The organism is Lysobacter sp. cf310, from assembly GCF_900114355.1.
Classification (GTDB): Bacteria; Pseudomonadota; Gammaproteobacteria; order Xanthomonadales; family Xanthomonadaceae; genus Lysobacter.
Map to the genome: position 1 here is coordinate 268,325 of NZ_FOSS01000001.1, position 16,060 is coordinate 284,384.

Below are 16,060 nucleotides of genomic sequence, written 5' to 3' on the forward strand. Positions count from 1 at the left end.
GCCCTTGCGAGCGGGCGGCAAGTATAGCGGCAAAGACTCAGCGCCGCAGCAGCTGCAGCACTTCTTCAAGCTCCATCCGCACCTGGCGGATGATCTGCGAGCTCAGTGCCGACTCGTCCTTGGCGGCCTCGCCTTCCAGGCGCAGGCGCGCGCCGCCGATGGTGTAGCCCTGTTCGTACAGCAGGCCGCGGATCTGCCGCACCATCAGCACCTCGTGGCGCTGGTAGTAGCGGCGGTTGCCGCGGCGTTTGACCGGGTTGAGGGTCGGGAATTCGGTTTCCCAGTAACGCAGCACATGCGGTTTGACGTCGCACAGCTCGCTGACCTCACCGATGGTGAAGTAGCGCTTCGCCGGGATCGGCGGAAGTTCGCGATTACTGCCCGGATCCAGCATAGGCCTCCACCCGTTCCTTGAGTTTCTGTCCCGGACGGAAGGTCACGACCGTCCGTGCCGAAATCGGAATTTCCTCGCCGGTCTTCGGATTGCGCCCGGGCCGCTGGTTCTTGCGGCGCAGATCGAAATTGCCGAAGCCCGACAGCTTGACCTGCCGGCCGTGCTCCAACGCCTCGCGCAACGCGTCGAAGAACGCGTCGACGAATTCCTTGGCTTCGCGTTTGTTAAGTCCGACTTCGTCGAACAGCCGCTCCGCCATTTCCGCCTTGGTCAATGCCACATCGTTTCCCCTGTGCTGAACCCGCGATGCGCGCTTCAGGCGCGGCTCTGGTCAGGCACGGATCTTGGCGCCGTGTTCGCGCTCGATCGCCGCCATCACCGCAGCCACCACTTCCTCTACATCGCGGTCAGTCAGGGTGCGTGATTCATCCTGCAGAATCAAGCCCATAGCGAGACTCTTGAATCCGTTTTCCACCCCCTTGCCCTGGTAGCGGTCGAACACCACCAGATCGCGCAGGGACGGGCCCGCGGCCGCCTGAACGGAGGCCGAAATCGCCGCCCAGGCGACGTCCTCGGCGACGACGAACGCGAGATCGCGGCGGACGGACGGATACCGGGACAGGGTGCCGGCGCGCGGCACGGCGCGCTGCGACAACGGTGCCAAATCCAGCTCGAACGCGACCACCTCGACGTCCAGGTCCAGGGCGCGCTGCAGGCGCGGGTGCAACTGGCCGATCCAGCCCAGGCGCTGGGCCTGGCCGGTCTCATCGGCCCGGTAGACGTCGGCCGAGCGGCCCGGGTGGGCCCAGGCCGGCTGCGAGGGCCGGTACTCCAGACGGGCGCCGGCCAGGGCGGCCAGGCTCTCGAGGTCGCCCTTGAGGTCGTGGAAGCCGATCGCGCGGCCCTTGCCGTTCCACTGCTCGGGGCCGGCGTCGCCGCAGGCGGCCGCGGCGATGCGCTGGATCTCCAGCGGCGCCTCGCCGGCGCGCGCGGCGAAGGCGTTGCCGAGCTCGAACAGGCGCAGGCGCGACTGCTGGCGCGCGGCGTTGCGACCCAGGGCGGCGACCAGGCCCGGCAGCAGACCGGTGCGCATCACCCCGAGTTCGGCGCTGAGCGGATTGGCCAGCGCCACCGCGCCCTCGCCGAGCTGCCAGGTCGCGAGCAGGTCGGCGTCGACGAAGGCGTAGTTGACCGTTTCCAGGTAGTCGCGCGCGGCCAGCTGGCGACGCAGCACGCCGGCCTCGACGCGGGTTTCGCTGGGCGCGACCAGGCGCGTATTACCGCCCGGCAGCGTGGTCGGGATGGCGTCGTAGCCGTGGATGCGCGCGATCTCTTCGATCAGATCCTCTTCGATCGCGATGTCGAAGCGGCGGCTGGGCGCGGTCACGCTCCAACCGTCGGCGGCGGCGCTCACCGCCAGGCCCAGCGCCGTGAGGATGCGCTCGACCTCGCCGTCGGCGATACGCAGGCCGAGCACGCGCGCCAGGCGCTCGCGGCGCAGGCGCACCGGCTGCGGTTGCGACAGGTGCTGCGGCAGCACGGCCTCGGTGACCGGGCCGGGCGCGCCGCCGGCGATCTCGACGATCAGACGGGTCGCGACTTCCACGGCCTGGCGCGGCAGCTCCGGATCGACGCCGCGCTCGAAGCGGTGGCCGGCGTCGGTGTGCAGGCCCAGCTTGCGGCCGCGCCCGATGATCGCCGACGGAATCCAGTGCGCGGCCTCGAGGAAGACGTTGCGGGTGGCGTCGGTGACGCGGGTGTCGTAGCCGCCCATGATGCCGCCCAGGGCGACGGCGCGCGCGCCGCGACCGCCCTGGCTGTCGGACACCACCAGGAAGTCCGGATCCAGCGCGACCGTGCGGCCGTCGAGCAGCTTGGTTTCCTCGCCCGCGCGCGCGCCACGCACCACCACCGGTTCGGTCAGCGTGTCGCGGTCGAAGGCGTGCATGGGCTGGCCGAGTTCCAGCATCACGTATTGGGTCACATCGACCAGGAAGCTGATCGGGCGCACGCCGCTGCGGCGCAGGCGCTCGACCATCCACACCGGCGTGACCGCGCCGGCGTTCACGCCTTCGATCACGCGGCCGACGAAGCGCGGCACCTTGGCGCCGGCGTCCAGTTCGACCGCCAATTCGGTGCCGATCAGGGCCGGCATCGGCGTGGCGTCGAACGCCACCACTTCCGAACCGCAGGCGGCGGCGACGTCGTAGGCGATGCCGCGCACGCTGAAGCAGTCGGCGCGGTTCGGGGTCAGTTTGATTTCGATGCTGGCGTCGGGCAGGCCCAGGTACTGCGCCAGCGGCGCGCCCACCGGCGCGTCGGCCGGCAATTCGAGCAGGCCGGAGGCGTCGGGATCCACGCCCAGTTCCTTGGCCGAGCACAGCATGCCGAAGGATTCCACGCCGCGCAGCTTGGCGGCCTTGATCGCGATGCCGCCGGGCAGGTTCGCGCCGACGGTCGCCAACGGCGCCTTCAGCCCGGCGCGCGCATTCGGCGCGCCGCACACGATCTGGACCGTGGCGCCTTCGCCGATCTCGACCTGACACACCTGCAGGCGATCGGCCTCGGGGTGCTTCTCGGCGCTGACGATGCGCGCCACGACCACGCCGTCCAGGCCGTCGCCCAGGGCGGTCACTTCCTCGACCTCCAGGCCGATCGCGGTCAGCGTCGCCGCCAGCTGTTCGCGGCTGGCGTCGGTCGGCACGTGCTGGCGCAGCCAGTTTTCGGAGAACTTCATGTCGTTGGTCGTCCGTAGGGTGGGCCCGGGCCCACCGGCTTCGATCACTAGGTATTTGGTTGGCGGCCAGCGGGCTAGCGCCCGCCGCGCGTCAGGCGAACTGCTTGAGGAAGCGCACGTCGTTGTCGAAGAAGCTGCGCAGGTCGTCGACGCCGTAGCGCAGCATCGCGAAGCGCTCCACGCCCAGGCCGAAGGCGTAGCCGGTGTACCTCTCCGGATCGATACCGACGTTGCGCAGCACGCTGGGATGGACCATGCCGCAGCCCAGCACTTCCAGCCAGCGCGTCGAACCGTCGGGCTGCTGCCAGGCGATGTCGACCTCGGCCGAGGGCTCGGTGAAGGGGAAATAGCTGGGGCGGAAGCGCATCTCGAAATCGCGCTCGAAGAACGCGCGCACGAACTCGCTCAGCGTGCCCTTGAGGTCGGCGAAGCTGGCGTGCTCGTCCACTAGCAGGCCTTCGCACTGATGGAACATCGGGGTATGGGTCTGGTCGCTGTCGCTGCGGTAGACCTTGCCCAGCGCGATCATGCGCAGCGGCGGCTGGTGCTGCAGCATGTAGCGCACCTGCACGCCCGAGGTGTGGGTGCGCAGCAGACGCGCGACGCCGGCCTCGTCGGGCGGGAAATAGAAGGTGTCGTGCATCGCCCGCGCCGGATGGTGCGGCGGGAAATTCAGCGCCTCGAAGTTGTGCCAGTCGTCCTCGATCTCGGGGCCGTCGCTGAGCGCGAAACCGAGCCGGCCGAAGATGTCGGCGATGCGCTCCATGGTGCGGCTGACCGGGTGCAGGCCGCCGACGCTGGCATCCAGGCCCGGCAGGGTCACGTCGATCGATTCGGAGGCCAGGCGCGCGTCGAGCGCGGCGTTGTCCAGGGCCTGCTTGCGCTCGTTGAGCGCGGCGGTCAGTTCGTCGCGCGCGCGGTTGATCGCCTCGCCCGCGGTCTTGCGTTGCTCCGGCGGCAGCGCGCCCAGCTGCTTGAGCTGCGCGGTGATGCTGCCGGACTTGCCCAGCAGGGCGATGCGCAAGGCCTCGACCGCGTCGGAACTGGTGGCCGCCGCGATCTGCGCGAGCGAGTGCTGGCTGAGTTGCTCGATTTCACCCATGGGGGTCTGCTTCCTGGTTCGCTTACGCAGCAACGGATTACGGGAGCCCAAAAACGGCAATGGGGAAGGACTTGCGCCCTTCCCCATGCCTTAACCACGTTGTCCCTCGCACCGAACCAGTGCGGGGCACGTGGCTCGGGACGGGGATGGAAACAGGTTACGCCGCGAGCGCGCTCTTCGCCTTTTCGGCCAGCGCCGCAAAACCCGTCGCATCGTGCACGGCGATATCCGCCAGCACCTTGCGGTCCAGGGTGATGCCGGACTTGAGCAGGCCGTTCATGAAACGGCTGTAGCTCAGGCCGTTGATGCGGGCCGCCGCGTTGATGCGGGTGATCCACAGCGAACGGAAATTGCGCTTCTTCTGCTTACGACCGATGTAGGCGTACTGCAGAGCCTTCGTGACCGCCTGCTTGGCGACGCGGAAGACTTTGCGGCGGGCGTGATAGTAGCCCTTGGCCTGCTTCAGGATTTTCTTGTGACGGCGGCGCGCCGTAACACCACGCTTAACTCGTGCCATTGTTCAGTCCTCCTCAGAGATACGGCAGCATGCGAACCAGACGGCCCGCGTCCTCGGGACGAACATGGTTCGTCTGCCGCAGGTTGCGCTTCCGCTTGGTGGCCTTCTTGGTGAGGATGTGGCTCTTGTTGGCGTGGCCGCACTTGAACTTGCCGGAAGCGGTCTTCCGGAAGCGCTTGGCTGCCGCCCGATTGGTCTTGATCTTGGGCATTGCGATGTCCTTTCGGAGTTATGTCACTGGCCTGGGCGGTGGCATGGCCACTCTTTCCGTCCTGCCCTTGCCGGCTTGTAAGTCATTGATCTGAAACGAGATCAGCAACAGGTCCTGGGTGATGCGCACAACAAACCCGGCGAACCGGGCCGCACATTATGCAGACCCGGGGATTCCGATGCAAATCAGCGGTTTAGTCGGCGCCGGGCGGGAGCCGCCCGGGCGCGGGCTCAGCGGCCGCGGGCGGCGCTGAGCTGGGGTTCCAGCGCCGGCGCGGCCGCGGCCGTGCGCTGCGCCAGCTGCAGGGACTGCTCGCTGCTCTGGGCCAGCGGCTGTTCGCGCCCGCTGGCGACGTCGACGTGGGCGACCCGCTGCGATTCGGGGCGCTGGCCCTCGACCGCGAACGCGCGCCGGCCATCCTCGCCGAACACCACCTGGTCGATGCGGTTGAGGCCGCCGCGCTGGGCTTCCAGCGCCAACGCCCCGGCCAGCTGCTCGGTCTGCGCGCCGTTGAGGCCGCGCGCCGCGGCATGGCCCTGCACGCCGTCGTAGGACTGGCGATACAGCGGATTGGCCGGATGCGCGGGATCGTTCATGCGCGCGTTGCGGGTTTCGAAATCCTTGCCGAACACCTTCTCCTGGGCCTCGATCACCGAGTCGATGTAGTGCATCTCGACGCCGTGCTTGATCGACTTCACCGGGTTGAGCTTCTGCCAGAAACTCAGCGGATCCGGATCGGGCAACTCGATCTTGTGACCGAGCGCGTCCGGCATCAGGTGGCGGATGATCGGCTTGTTCTCCTGCAGCTCGGTCAGGATTTCGTTGTCCACCGCGTAACGGCGGATCAGCCCCTGCCCGGCTTCGCGCTTGACCACGTCCGGGTCCAGGCCCACGCGCTCCAAGGTCTTGTCGTGCACGCCCGAGGCGTTGAAGGTCACCGCCGGGGTGTCGGTGGCCACGGCCGCGGCGGCCGCGAGGCCCCCGCCCAGCGAGTGGCCGGTGATCACCATGTCCTGGCCGAACGCCACCTTGGCCTGGCGCGCCAGCGCCATCGCCTGGTTGTACTGCGAGGTCTCGAAGCCCAGGCCCTGGCCGAAGTTCGTCAGCCAGTCCTTGGGCTCGTCGGTGCCGCTGTAGGCCAGCACGTGGCGGCCCTGGCCGTCGCCGTAGACCACCGCCAGGAAACCGCTGCTCTGGTTCTTCAGCAGGGTCGGATCGATGCCGACCTTGCGCAGCTCGTCCTCGCCCAGCGGCTTCCACGGGCCCACGCCTTCCTGGCTGCCGCTGCGGTCGTAGTCGTAAACGTCGCGCATCAGCTTGGCCAGGGTCATGTCCACCGGCAGCGCGCCCTGCCCGCGCACCTCATCGGCGAACGAAGGCCGCTGGGCCTGTCCGCGCACGCGGTCCGGATCGATCTGTGCATTCATCCTTGACGCTCCCCTAACCCCACACCCCGGATACGGCCGGCCGCATTCGGCCGACGCCCTGTCCTGCTCTCACGCGCTCAGCGCGCGCCCTCCAGCGCAATGCCATGCGCGCTCAACCACGCCTCGACCGCTTCGCGCTGCTTGCGCGTCTGCGCGTTCAGCAGCGAGGCGCGGGTCATGAACAGATAGCGCTGGAAGGTCTCGCCCTGGGCGTTGCGCGCATTCGCGTCGGCACCGGCCTCGAGCAGGTCGAGCGCGCGCTCGGGATCGTTGATCTGGCCGGCGATATGCAGCGGCGTATTGCCGACGCGGTCGGCCAGGTTCGGATCCGCGCCCGCGGCCAGCAGCGCGCGGAACTGCGCTTCGCGCTCGCCCATCAGCGCCGAGCGCAGCGGGCCGGCGCCGGATTCGGGATTGCGCACGTTCGCATCGACGCGGCGCGCGAGCAGCTCGGTCAGATAAGAGGCATCGTTGGCGGCCGCGGCCATGTGCACCACGGTGTCGCCATCCACGCCGGGCTGCTTGGGATCCGCGCCCGCGTCCAGCAGCGCCTTCAGGCTGTCCAGGCGTTGATTGAGCAGCGCCCACTGCAGCAGGGTCACCTGCTTGTCGCCGCGCGCGGACAGATCGGCGCCGGGCGCCAGCGTGCGGATGCGCGCGGTATCGCCCTCGGCGACGGCTTCGGCCAGGGCCGCGACCGCCGGGTCGGCGAAGATCTGTTGCGCGCGTGGGCGGGCTTCGGTTGCGAGCATTGCGTTGTTCTCCATGGCGCAAGTCGTACAGGCCGCGCATGCGGCGGTCATCAACAGGACGGACATCGCCATCCTTCGGGCCTTCGCGCGATCCAGTCGCATCAGCACCTCGTGGCGCGCGCAGTGCGCACCTACCCCACCGCATGGTGCCGTGTAGGGATGACGGCGACAAGTCGCGCCCCCTGGGTCGCCGGCGCGGGTCTGGGCCGCGTATCACAGTTTTGCCGGCCCGCCCCGGCCGTCTCGTCGTCCTGCGCGACAGTCCGCACGACCGCCCACAAACAAAAACCCCCGCACGCGGCGGGGGCTTTCGGACCGACCCAGCGGATGCCGGGCGATCAGGTCTTCTTCTTCGGCGCGATCATCATGACCATCTGCCGCCCTTCCAGGCGCGGACGCGACTCGATCACGATGTCCTCGCCCAGGTCGGCCTCGATCCGGGCCGCCATCTCGCGACCGAGTTCCTGATGGCTCATCTCGCGGCCACGGAAGCGGATGTTGACCTTGACCTTGTCGCCTTCTTCCAGGAACCGGCGCATGTTGCGCAGCTTGATCTGGTAGTCGCCTTCGTCGGTCACCGGACGGAACTTGAGTTCCTTGATCTCGACCTGCTTCTGCTTCTTCTTGGCCTCGTTGGCCTTCTTCTGCTGCTCGAAGCGGAACTTGCCGAAGTCCATGATCTTGCAGACCGGCGGATCGGCGTTGGGCTGGATTTCGACCAGATCCAGGCCTTCCTCTTCGGCCTGGCGCAACGCTTCGTCGCGCGTGAGCACGCCGATCATTTCGCCATCGCTGCCGATCACGCGCACGCGCGGTACGCGGATTTCCTGGTTCTTACGGTTCGGCTTCTCGGGGGTACTGATTGTTGCAATCTCCAATGTAGACACGGCTTTCCGTGTCGGGCCGTCCCGGATCACACCGGGACGGAGTCTGAACAAGCTGGCCTGAAACTGGGTGCTGCGCGCTTAAGCGACGCTCTCGTCGTGCAAACGCGAGGCGAACTCGGCGACGGTCATCGTCCCCAGGTCCTCCCCTCCCCGAGTGCGTACCGCAATCATGCCATTTTCCTTCTCGCGATCGCCGGCCACGAGCAGGTACGGCACGCGCTGCAGCGTGTGCTCGCGAATCTTATAGCCGATCTTTTCGTTCCGCAAATCGGACTGAACCCGGAACCCTTGATTTGCAAGGAGTTTCCGGACCTCCTCCACATAATCGGCCTGGGCGTCGGTAATGTTCATCACCGTGGCCTGGATCGGGGCCAGCCAGGCCGGGAACTGGCCGGCGTGGTGCTCGATCAGGATGCCGATGAACCGCTCCATCGAGCCCACGATGGCCCGGTGCAGCATGACCGGGGTCCGGCGCTGGCTGTGCTCGTCCACGTATTCGGCGCCCAGACGGCCCGGCATCATGAAATCGACCTGCATGGTGCCCAGCTGCCAGGTCCGGCCGATCGCGTCCTTGAGGTGGTATTCGATCTTGGGGCCGTAGAAGGCGCCCTCGCCGGGCAGCTCCTGCCATTCCACCCCGCAGGCGCCCAGGGCGCTGCGCAGGGCGGCCTCGGCCTTGTCCCAGGTGGCGTCGTCGCCCAGGCGCGAGTCCGGGCGCAGGGCGATCTTGATCTGGATGTCCTCAAAGCCGAAATCGCCGTAGACCGCCAGCGCCTGCTGGTGGAAGGCCGTGACTTCGGCCTCGATCTGGTCTTCCAGGCAGAAGATGTGGCCGTCGTCCTGGGTGAAGCCGCGCACACGCAGGATGCCGTGCAGCGCGCCGGAGGGCTCGTTGCGGTGGCAGGAGCCGAACTCGCCGTAGCGGATCGGCAGGTCGCGGTAGCTGTGCAGGCCCTGGTTGAACACCTGGACATGGCCCGGGCAGTTCATCGGCTTGACCGCGTAGGTGCGCTTCTCCGACTCGGTGAAGAACATGTTCTCCTTGTAGTTGTCCCAGTGGCCGGACTTCTGCCACAGCGACACGTCCAGGATCTGCGGGCAACGCACCTCGCCGTAGCCGCTTTCGCGGTAGACGCGGCGCATGTACTGCTCCACCACCTGCCAGATCGACCAGCCCTTGGGGTGCCAGAACACCAGGCCCGGCGCCTCTTCCTGCAGGTGGAACAGGTCCTGCTGCTTGCCGATGCGGCGGTGGTCGCGCTTCTCGGCTTCCTCGATGCGCTGGATATAGGCCGACAGCTGCTTCTTGTCGGCCCAGGCCGTGCCATAGACGCGCTGCAACTGCTCGTTCTTGGAATCGCCGCGCCAGTAGGCGCCGGAAATGCGGGTCAGCTTGAAGGCCTTGAGGAAGCGCGTGTTCGGCACGTGCGGGCCGCGGCACATGTCGACGTATTCCTCGTGGTAGTACAGGCCCATGGCCTTCTCGTCTGGCATGTCCTCGACCAGGCGCAGCTTGTAGTCCTCGCCGCGCGAGGCGAACACCTGGATGACCTCATCGCGCGGCGTGACCTTCTTGATCACGTCGTAGTCCTTGTCGATCAGCTCGATCATGCGCGCTTCGATCGCGGCCAGGTCCTCGGGCGTGAACGGGCGCTCGTACCAGATGTCGTAATAGAAGCCCTCCTCGATCACCGGGCCGATCACCATCTTCGCGCTCGGATACAGCTGCTTGACCGCGTGGCCGACCAGGTGGGCGCAGGAGTGGCGGATGATCTCGACGCCTTCCGGATCCTTGGGCGTGATGATGCGCAGCTTGGCGTCGTGGTCGATGCGGTCGCTGGCGTCGACCAGCTTGCCGTCGACTTCGCCGGCGACGGTGGCCTTGGCCAGGCCGGCGCCGATCGAGGCGGCGACCTCCATGACGGATACGGGCTGTTCGAATTCGCGGCGGCTGCCGTCGGGGAGCGTAATGGCGATCATGGCGTTCGGGATCTGGGTTCTTGTAGGGAAGCGGCGCGGGTGGCGCCCGGGAGATGCGGGAACCGTCGCCTGGACGGCGGGGGCGCGACCCGGGTCGCGGGCGCCCTGGCGTTCAGGGAAGGCGGTGCAAAGCGGGATCGGGGGCGGCAGCAAGAAAAAAGCGCCGCGAGGGCGCCTGCGTACGCAGCTGCCTCGGGCGGTTCAACGATGGGCGCGGGTAGTGTCCATGTCGCACGCTAGGCCGGCGGTTAGGCGGGCCACCTGTTCGCGGGACGCGGCCGGATGCCGCGTCGATACTGCTAATAGTTGGGGACGGAAGGGGCCAAGTCAACGAGCGCGACGCCGGCGGCCGCGCCGATCGGGCCTGGAGCGCATCGGCGCGCCCGCCATCGGCCGCAACCCGAAAACAGAAAGGCCCGGCTTGCGCCAGGCCTTTCGTCACCGAATTGGTGGGCGATACAGGGTTCGAACCTGTGACCCCTACCATGTCAAGGTAGTGCTCTACCGCTGAGCTAATCGCCCGTCGCCGAACTTGCGAAAACTCCCCGGCGAGGGGCGCGCAGTGTAGCCCAGCGGCGCGCGGCCGACAAGCGTCCGCGCGGCGCGCGCGACCGGCGCGCGGCTGCCGGCCCGGCCACCGCGCTCAGGCCGCGAAACCGGCGTCCTTGAGCTTGCGCAGCTGGTCGCGCACGGCCGCAGCCTCCTCGAATTCCAGGTCGCGGGCGTGCTGGTACATCTGCTGCTCCAGCGCCTTGATCTTGGCCGAGAACTGGGCCGGGCTGAGCGCGGCGTAGTCGACCATGGACTCGGCGACCTTGCGGGTCTTGCCGCGCCCGCGCGCGGTCTCGGACGGATCGGCACGCGCGCCCTCGAACAGGTCCACCACGGTCTTGGACACCGACTTCGGGGTGATGTTGTGCTCGAGGTTGTATTCGACCTGACGCGCGCGGCGGCGGTCGGTCTCGTCGATCGCGGCCTGCATCGAACGGGTGACCTTGTCGGCATACAGGATCGCCTTGCCGCGCAGATTGCGCGCGGCGCGGCCGATGGTCTGGATCAGCGAGCCGGTCGACCGCAGGAAGCCTTCCTTGTCGGCGTCCAGGATCGCCACCAGCGACACCTCGGGCATGTCCAGGCCCTCGCGCAGCAGGTTGATGCCCACCAGCACGTCGAACTTGCCCAGGCGCAGGTCGCGGATGATCTCGACGCGCTCGACCGTATCCACGTCCGAGTGCAGGTAGCGCACACGCACGCCGTGCTCGCCGAGGTATTCGGTGAGGTTCTCGGCCATGCGCTTGGTGAGGGTGGTGATCAGCACGCGATCGCCCATCGCGACGCGCTCGTTGATTTCGCTGAGCACGTCGTCGACCTGGGTGCCGACCGGGCGGATCTCGACCACCGGATCGATCAGGCCGGTCGGGCGCACCACCAGCTCGGTGATCTGCCCTTCCGACTTCTGCAGCTCGTAGGGGCCGGGCGTGGCCGAGACGAAGATCGCGCGCGGCGAACGGCCTTCCCACTCCTCGAACTTCAGCGGCCGGTTGTCCAGCGCCGACGGCAGGCGGAAGCCGAACTCGACCAGGGTTTCCTTGCGCGAGCGGTCGCCTTTGTACATCGCGCCGATCTGCGGCACGGTCACGTGCGATTCGTCCACCACCAGCAGCGCGTCCGGCGCCAGATAGTCGAACAGGCACGGCGGCGGCTCGCCCGGCATGTGCCCGGTCAGATGGCGCGAGTAGTTCTCGATGCCGTTGCAGTAGCCGACCTCGGCCAGCATCTCCAGATCGAACTGGGTGCGCTGGGCCAGGCGCTGCGCCTCGACCAGCTTGTTCTGCGCGTACAGCTGCTCCAGACGCAGCCGCAGCTCGTCCTTGATCGCATCGATCGCGTCCAGCACCGTGCGGCGCGTGGTCACGTAATGCGACTTGGGGTAGATGGTGTAGCGCGGCAGCTTGCGCAGGGTCTCGCCGGTGAGCGGATCGAACGCGGTCAGGTTCTCGATCTCGCCGTCGAACAGCTCGATGCGCAGCGCCTCCATCTCCGATTCGGCCGGATGCACGTCGATGACCTCGCCGCGCACCCGGTACGTGCCGCGGCGCAGCTCGGTATCGTTGCGCGCGTACTGCATCTCGGTCAGGCGGCGGATCAGCTCGCGCTGATCGATGCGCTCGCCGCGCACCATGTGCAGGACCATGCGGAAGTATTCGTTGGGATCGCCCAGGCCGTAGATCGCCGACACCGTGCACACGATGATGGTGTCGCGACGCTCCAGCAGGGCCTTGGTCGCCGACAGCCGCATCTGCTCGATGTGCTCGTTCACCGAGCTGTCCTTCTCGATGAAGGTGTCGCTGGACGGAACGTAGGCTTCGGGCTGGTAGTAGTCGTAGTAGCTGACGAAGTACTCGACCGCGTTGTGCGGGAAGAAAGCCTTGAACTCACCGTACAACTGCGCCGCCAGGGTCTTGTTCGGCGCCATCACCAGGGTCGGCTTCTGCACCGACTGGATCACGTTGGCGATGGTGTAGGTCTTGCCCGAGCCGGTCACGCCCAGCAGGGTCTGCTGGGCCAGGCCGTTCTCGAAGCCGGCGATCAGGCTGTCGATCGCGAGCGGTTGGTCGCCGGCCGGCGAATACGGCGCGACCAGTTGAAAACCTGCGGGATGAATGAGCTCGTTCATGGTCATCGGCTGCGGTCGATCCTCAAGTGTACCCAGACTGCGCGAAGCGCGATCGGTCGGTTTTGCTGCACGACCCCGAGGGTCCTTGCGATGCTTGGGCGGTGCGCCCGCGTGGTTGCTAGCGCCCGGCCCGAATGGCATCGGCCGAGATGAACGCAGGGCAACGAAGTCGCGCACGCGGCCGTGGTTGGGCGAAGTTTCTGTGGGTCCTGGAGTTGCGCAACAGCGGCTGGGATGGCCGACGACGATGCGCCGGAGCGCAGGCTGGAGATCGTCAAGAACGGTCCAACACCCTGCAGGCGCTCGGCGCCGGCGCCGCCTATGCAAGATGTGCGGCCGCCGCGCGCCGGACTCAAGTCGTGCGGCGCCTGCGCAGCGCAGATGGACGCCGCCGGCCGAACGGGTTCCGGGCCGTCAGGCTGGCCGATCTTCGACGACCGCGACGGCGGTGGGGCCCGGACACCGCTAAGCCATCGTGCGAATCACCGACACGCGGCGCGCGCCGAGCATTCGCTCCATTCGCAGCCGGCCCCTGCGGCGCTATGGCCGCGACGACTGCGATCCCGTCAAGGGCTCTCGTTTCCGGCCTGCTCGGCCGCGAGACCTGGCCGGGCCAAATCCGCAGCGACGGCGCCTGCCAGATTCAGACCAAGCGACCAAAACACCCCTCACGCCGCCCATCGCGACCGCCCTGCGCGCGATTACGCGCCCAGGGCTTGACCCTCCCGGGGCCTCCCCCTAGGATATGCGTCCCCGCCCGAATAGCTCAGCCGGTTAGAGCACTTGACTGTTAATCAGGGGGTCGTTGGTTCGAGTCCAACTTCGGGCGCCAAAACCAAAGGCTTGCGATTCGATCGCAGGCCTTTCTTTTTAGGTGCACCTAAAATAGGTTTTCCTAGGTTGACAACGTCCTTCATTGTTGTCCGTCGGTTTGAGCTGTCTTGCTAGTCACACAGCGTCACAGACCCACCATGCGATTCCAGTCGTTTACGTACATCTCGATTCTCTGAAACTCGGCGGACAGAAGGAATCTGTTGTGCGCGATGAAATTTCGCGCGCGCTCAAGCTCATCTAGGCGTTGTTTCAACCAATGCTGGGTGGGGACAAGATCTGAAAAGTCTTCCCAATTCGCGACGATGATGTCCGCAAGATGTCCGAACTGCACGAAGCCGAGCAGATCCGCGCTCTGACCTTCGAGCCATGAATTTTCCTGCGCGTCCTTTTGCCGACCAGCAGCAAATTCCTGAACCTTCTTCGGCACTCTTGAAATCCACCACCCTGCGCCATGACGCTCAAATAAGCGCTCTGTGATGAGGGCGCGCACCGAATTTTCAAAGCAGTAAAGAAGCGAGTACAAGCGCGCCATGCGCATCGCCTCACCCCGCAAGTCGACACCAAACGGCGTAAGAGTTTCAGCAAATAGCTCACGCTCGGCATCTTCCGTGTTAGCGCCCACTCGAATACCAGCAGCACGAAATCGATCGGCTTCGGCTTCGAACATCAGTCCACGGAAAAGCCAATCACGCAGATCCTTGGCTTCAATCATCGAGCAGATGCTCCTTCAATGATTTGAATATTGCGTTATAGACCTCGACATCTTTCGTGGCAGGAAGGTGTATCTCGATGTTGTATCGCAAGCCATTGAAATGTAGCGGATGCGCCGAAGCAGCTCGCTCCGACTTTGGGGCCTCTTGAATAGGCTCATTGGCAGCCGAAGCCGTTTTATGCTTTGAATGCCCCACCGAGCTGGATATGTCAGCCAACTTCAACAGGTTCAAGAAGGTAGAAGCTTGCCGTTCTGCTACGACGTCCGAGACATTGTGCGCCGACTTGAATCGACCAATGATTGCCTGGCGGTCGGAGTCAGAGAGATTTTCATTGATATGGAAGAGGTCTTCATACGCTTCCCGAAGAGCTTGACCCAGCACTTGCTTCGAACGCGATTTGTCTCTGTAATCGAGATATCGTTTGGTAGGCGATCCATCCGCTGTCAAGAAGCCGAGATCCTTAAGGACCGGCAGAACTCCTTGATCGTTGCTGCTCTTGAAACCAATGCTCTTTAGATGAGCTACGGTGAACTTGTCCGGCGCCGTGCCATCAATAATCTTCTGCATTATTGCGGGAAGATTCTTCACGCTCGTCATATAGCGACTAGAGAGCATCTACCGTCCTCCTGTGATCCAATCCGATGGAACACGTCCGTGAACACGGGTCTCATCCGATCAGTTGAGTACCCATCCAGTGCCCGTCGGCCATGCCGTCCCCTCTTCCTCGGCTGAGCCTATTGGAAGGAGTTTGCGGCAACAAGCCCACACCTAAAATTGCCTTGGCCACATAAGCAATTCAGTGGCTTATATGGCGCCTGCACATAAAATTAATAACCCTAACCATTTGATTTATATGCACTATAGAGCTGACTGTTAATCAGGGGGTCGTTGGTTCGAGTCCAACTTCGGGCGCCAAGATTCGTTTAAGCACCAAGGCTCGCAGCGATGCGGGCCTTTTTGCTTTGGTGGCGTCGCCGCTCAAAATTCGCGCGGCCGTCCAACATCACGCGACCTGAATCGCGCGCGGTGGCCATCCTGCGCTACCTGCCGCCACATTCCGGCCCGCTGGAGCCCGCTGCCCCGCTCAGGATGCGCACTGGCAGTCTCCGGCGTAGGCCTTGCAGTCCGAGGGCACCATCCATTGCTCGCGATAGCCCTCGCTGTCGCGGGTGAGCCGGATCACGCCGCGGCGCGCGCCGATGTACCAGCGCCCGCGATGTTCGACGATGCTGGACGGATTGAGCCGCCACCACTGCATGTTGTTATGCAGGCGCGTGGCCTGCATCGTCTGCAGATCCAGCCGGGTCACGCCCACCACGGTCACCAGGTACCAGCTGCCGCCGCGCGCATAGGCCGCCAGCGGCGGTTCCTCCAGGCGCAGCACCTGCTCGATCTGCCAGCCCTTGCCGCCGTTCGAACGCAGGCGATGGATGGACCCGTCGCGAAAGGTGCGATTCGACAGCCCGACGACATAGACATCGCCGCGGTGCTGGGCGAAGCCGATCGGATTGACGTCGAGCAGCGTGCGTCGCTGCCGTCCCCCGTCGGTCACCCACTCCACCGTGCCGCCGAGCATGCCCTGATTGCGCCCCACCAGCCGGCCGCGCTGGCCGACCGCCCACACCAGGTCGCCGTTCCTGGCGTCCTGCGCGCGCGGCGCGAACATCAGCCGGTCCCCGGCCACGCGCGCGCTCCACTCCTGCTGGGCCATGCTGGTGCAGTGCCAGTCCAGCTCGGTCCGCGCAGGTTCGACGACCGTCCACGACGAGGCAGCGGTGGCCGCGATCAGTGCAATGCCGGTCAGCACCTGAGACCACTCCCTGTCATGA

14 protein-coding genes and 2 tRNA genes are annotated in these 16,060 nt (G+C 66.1%); 1 reads left to right on the forward strand and 15 read right to left on the reverse strand.

All coding sequences use genetic code 11. The annotated features are described in order from the left end of the window. Positions 1–37: 37 nt before the first annotated feature. The 12 genes from BMZ45_RS01185 to uvrB form a co-directional block, all read right to left on the reverse strand. Entirely contained in the window at positions 38–394 is a 357-nt protein-coding gene (locus BMZ45_RS01185; protein WP_055902735.1) for a MerR family transcriptional regulator, read from the reverse strand. Continuing rightward, positions 375–674 carry an integration host factor subunit alpha gene (ihfA, locus tag BMZ45_RS01190; protein ID WP_055902738.1) on the reverse strand — a complete coding sequence of 100 codons (300 nt, stop codon included), beginning with the start codon at positions 672–674 and terminating at the stop codon, positions 375–377. Before ihfA ends, BMZ45_RS01185 begins: the two co-directional genes overlap by 20 nt. A gap of 51 nt (positions 675–725) precedes the next feature. Continuing rightward, positions 726–3,131 (reverse strand): phenylalanine--tRNA ligase subunit beta, encoded by a 2,406-nt coding sequence (pheT, locus tag BMZ45_RS01195; protein WP_091631485.1) that lies wholly within the window; start codon positions 3,129–3,131, stop codon positions 726–728. Positions 3,132–3,222: 91 nt separating this feature from the next. After that, positions 3,223–4,233 carry a phenylalanine--tRNA ligase subunit alpha gene (gene pheS, locus BMZ45_RS01200; protein WP_091631486.1) on the reverse strand — a complete coding sequence of 337 codons (1,011 nt, stop codon included), beginning with the start codon at positions 4,231–4,233 and terminating at the stop codon, positions 3,223–3,225. A gap of 157 nt (positions 4,234–4,390) precedes the next feature. Next, entirely contained in the window at positions 4,391–4,750 is a 360-nt protein-coding gene (rplT, locus tag BMZ45_RS01205) for a 50S ribosomal protein L20 (protein ID WP_056181730.1), read from the reverse strand. A 13-nt stretch (positions 4,751–4,763) separates the two neighbouring features. Continuing rightward, positions 4,764–4,961: a 50S ribosomal protein L35 gene (rpmI, locus tag BMZ45_RS01210; RefSeq protein WP_055902747.1), complete on the reverse strand. Its 198-nt coding sequence runs from the start codon at positions 4,959–4,961 to the stop codon at positions 4,764–4,766. Between the two features lie 230 nt (positions 4,962–5,191). Beyond that, entirely contained in the window at positions 5,192–6,388 is a 1,197-nt protein-coding gene (locus tag BMZ45_RS01215; protein ID WP_091631488.1) for an XVIPCD domain-containing protein, read from the reverse strand. 77 nt (positions 6,389–6,465) lie between these two features. Further along, positions 6,466–7,140 carry an ankyrin repeat domain-containing protein gene (locus tag BMZ45_RS01220; protein ID WP_217643132.1) on the reverse strand — a complete coding sequence of 225 codons (675 nt, stop codon included), beginning with the start codon at positions 7,138–7,140 and terminating at the stop codon, positions 6,466–6,468. A 338-nt stretch (positions 7,141–7,478) separates the two neighbouring features. After that, complete coding sequence (gene infC, locus BMZ45_RS01225) at positions 7,479–8,003, reverse strand: translation initiation factor IF-3 (RefSeq protein WP_082576627.1); 525 nt, start codon at positions 8,001–8,003, stop codon at positions 7,479–7,481. Between the two features lie 102 nt (positions 8,004–8,105). After that, entirely contained in the window at positions 8,106–10,007 is a 1,902-nt protein-coding gene (gene thrS, locus BMZ45_RS01230) for a threonine--tRNA ligase (RefSeq protein WP_091631491.1), read from the reverse strand. Positions 10,008–10,454: 447 nt separating this feature from the next. Next, positions 10,455–10,529, reverse strand: a tRNA-Val gene (locus tag BMZ45_RS01235). A 121-nt stretch (positions 10,530–10,650) separates the two neighbouring features. Continuing rightward, the gene (gene uvrB / locus BMZ45_RS01240) at positions 10,651–12,684 is read right to left on the reverse strand and encodes an excinuclease ABC subunit UvrB (protein ID WP_091633940.1); all 2,034 of its coding nucleotides are present in this window, start codon (positions 12,682–12,684) and stop codon (positions 10,651–10,653) included. 755 nt (positions 12,685–13,439) lie between these two features. Here uvrB and BMZ45_RS01245 point away from each other — a divergent pair. Next, positions 13,440–13,516, forward strand: a tRNA-Asn gene (locus BMZ45_RS01245). Between the two features lie 126 nt (positions 13,517–13,642). Here the strand turns inward: BMZ45_RS01245 and BMZ45_RS01250 are convergent. The 3 genes from BMZ45_RS01250 to BMZ45_RS01255 form a co-directional block, all read right to left on the reverse strand. Next, positions 13,643–14,230, reverse strand: a complete 588-nt coding sequence (locus BMZ45_RS01250; RefSeq protein WP_091631492.1) for a Swt1 family HEPN domain-containing protein — start codon at positions 14,228–14,230, stop codon at positions 13,643–13,645. Beyond that, positions 14,223–14,846, reverse strand: a complete 624-nt coding sequence (locus BMZ45_RS21030; protein ID WP_343124194.1) for a DUF5343 domain-containing protein — start codon at positions 14,844–14,846, stop codon at positions 14,223–14,225. Before BMZ45_RS21030 ends, BMZ45_RS01250 begins: the two co-directional genes overlap by 8 nt. A 469-nt stretch (positions 14,847–15,315) precedes the next feature. Continuing rightward, positions 15,316–16,038 carry a hypothetical protein gene (locus tag BMZ45_RS01255; RefSeq protein WP_091631494.1) on the reverse strand — a complete coding sequence of 241 codons (723 nt, stop codon included), beginning with the start codon at positions 16,036–16,038 and terminating at the stop codon, positions 15,316–15,318. Positions 16,039–16,060 lie beyond the last annotated feature (22 nt).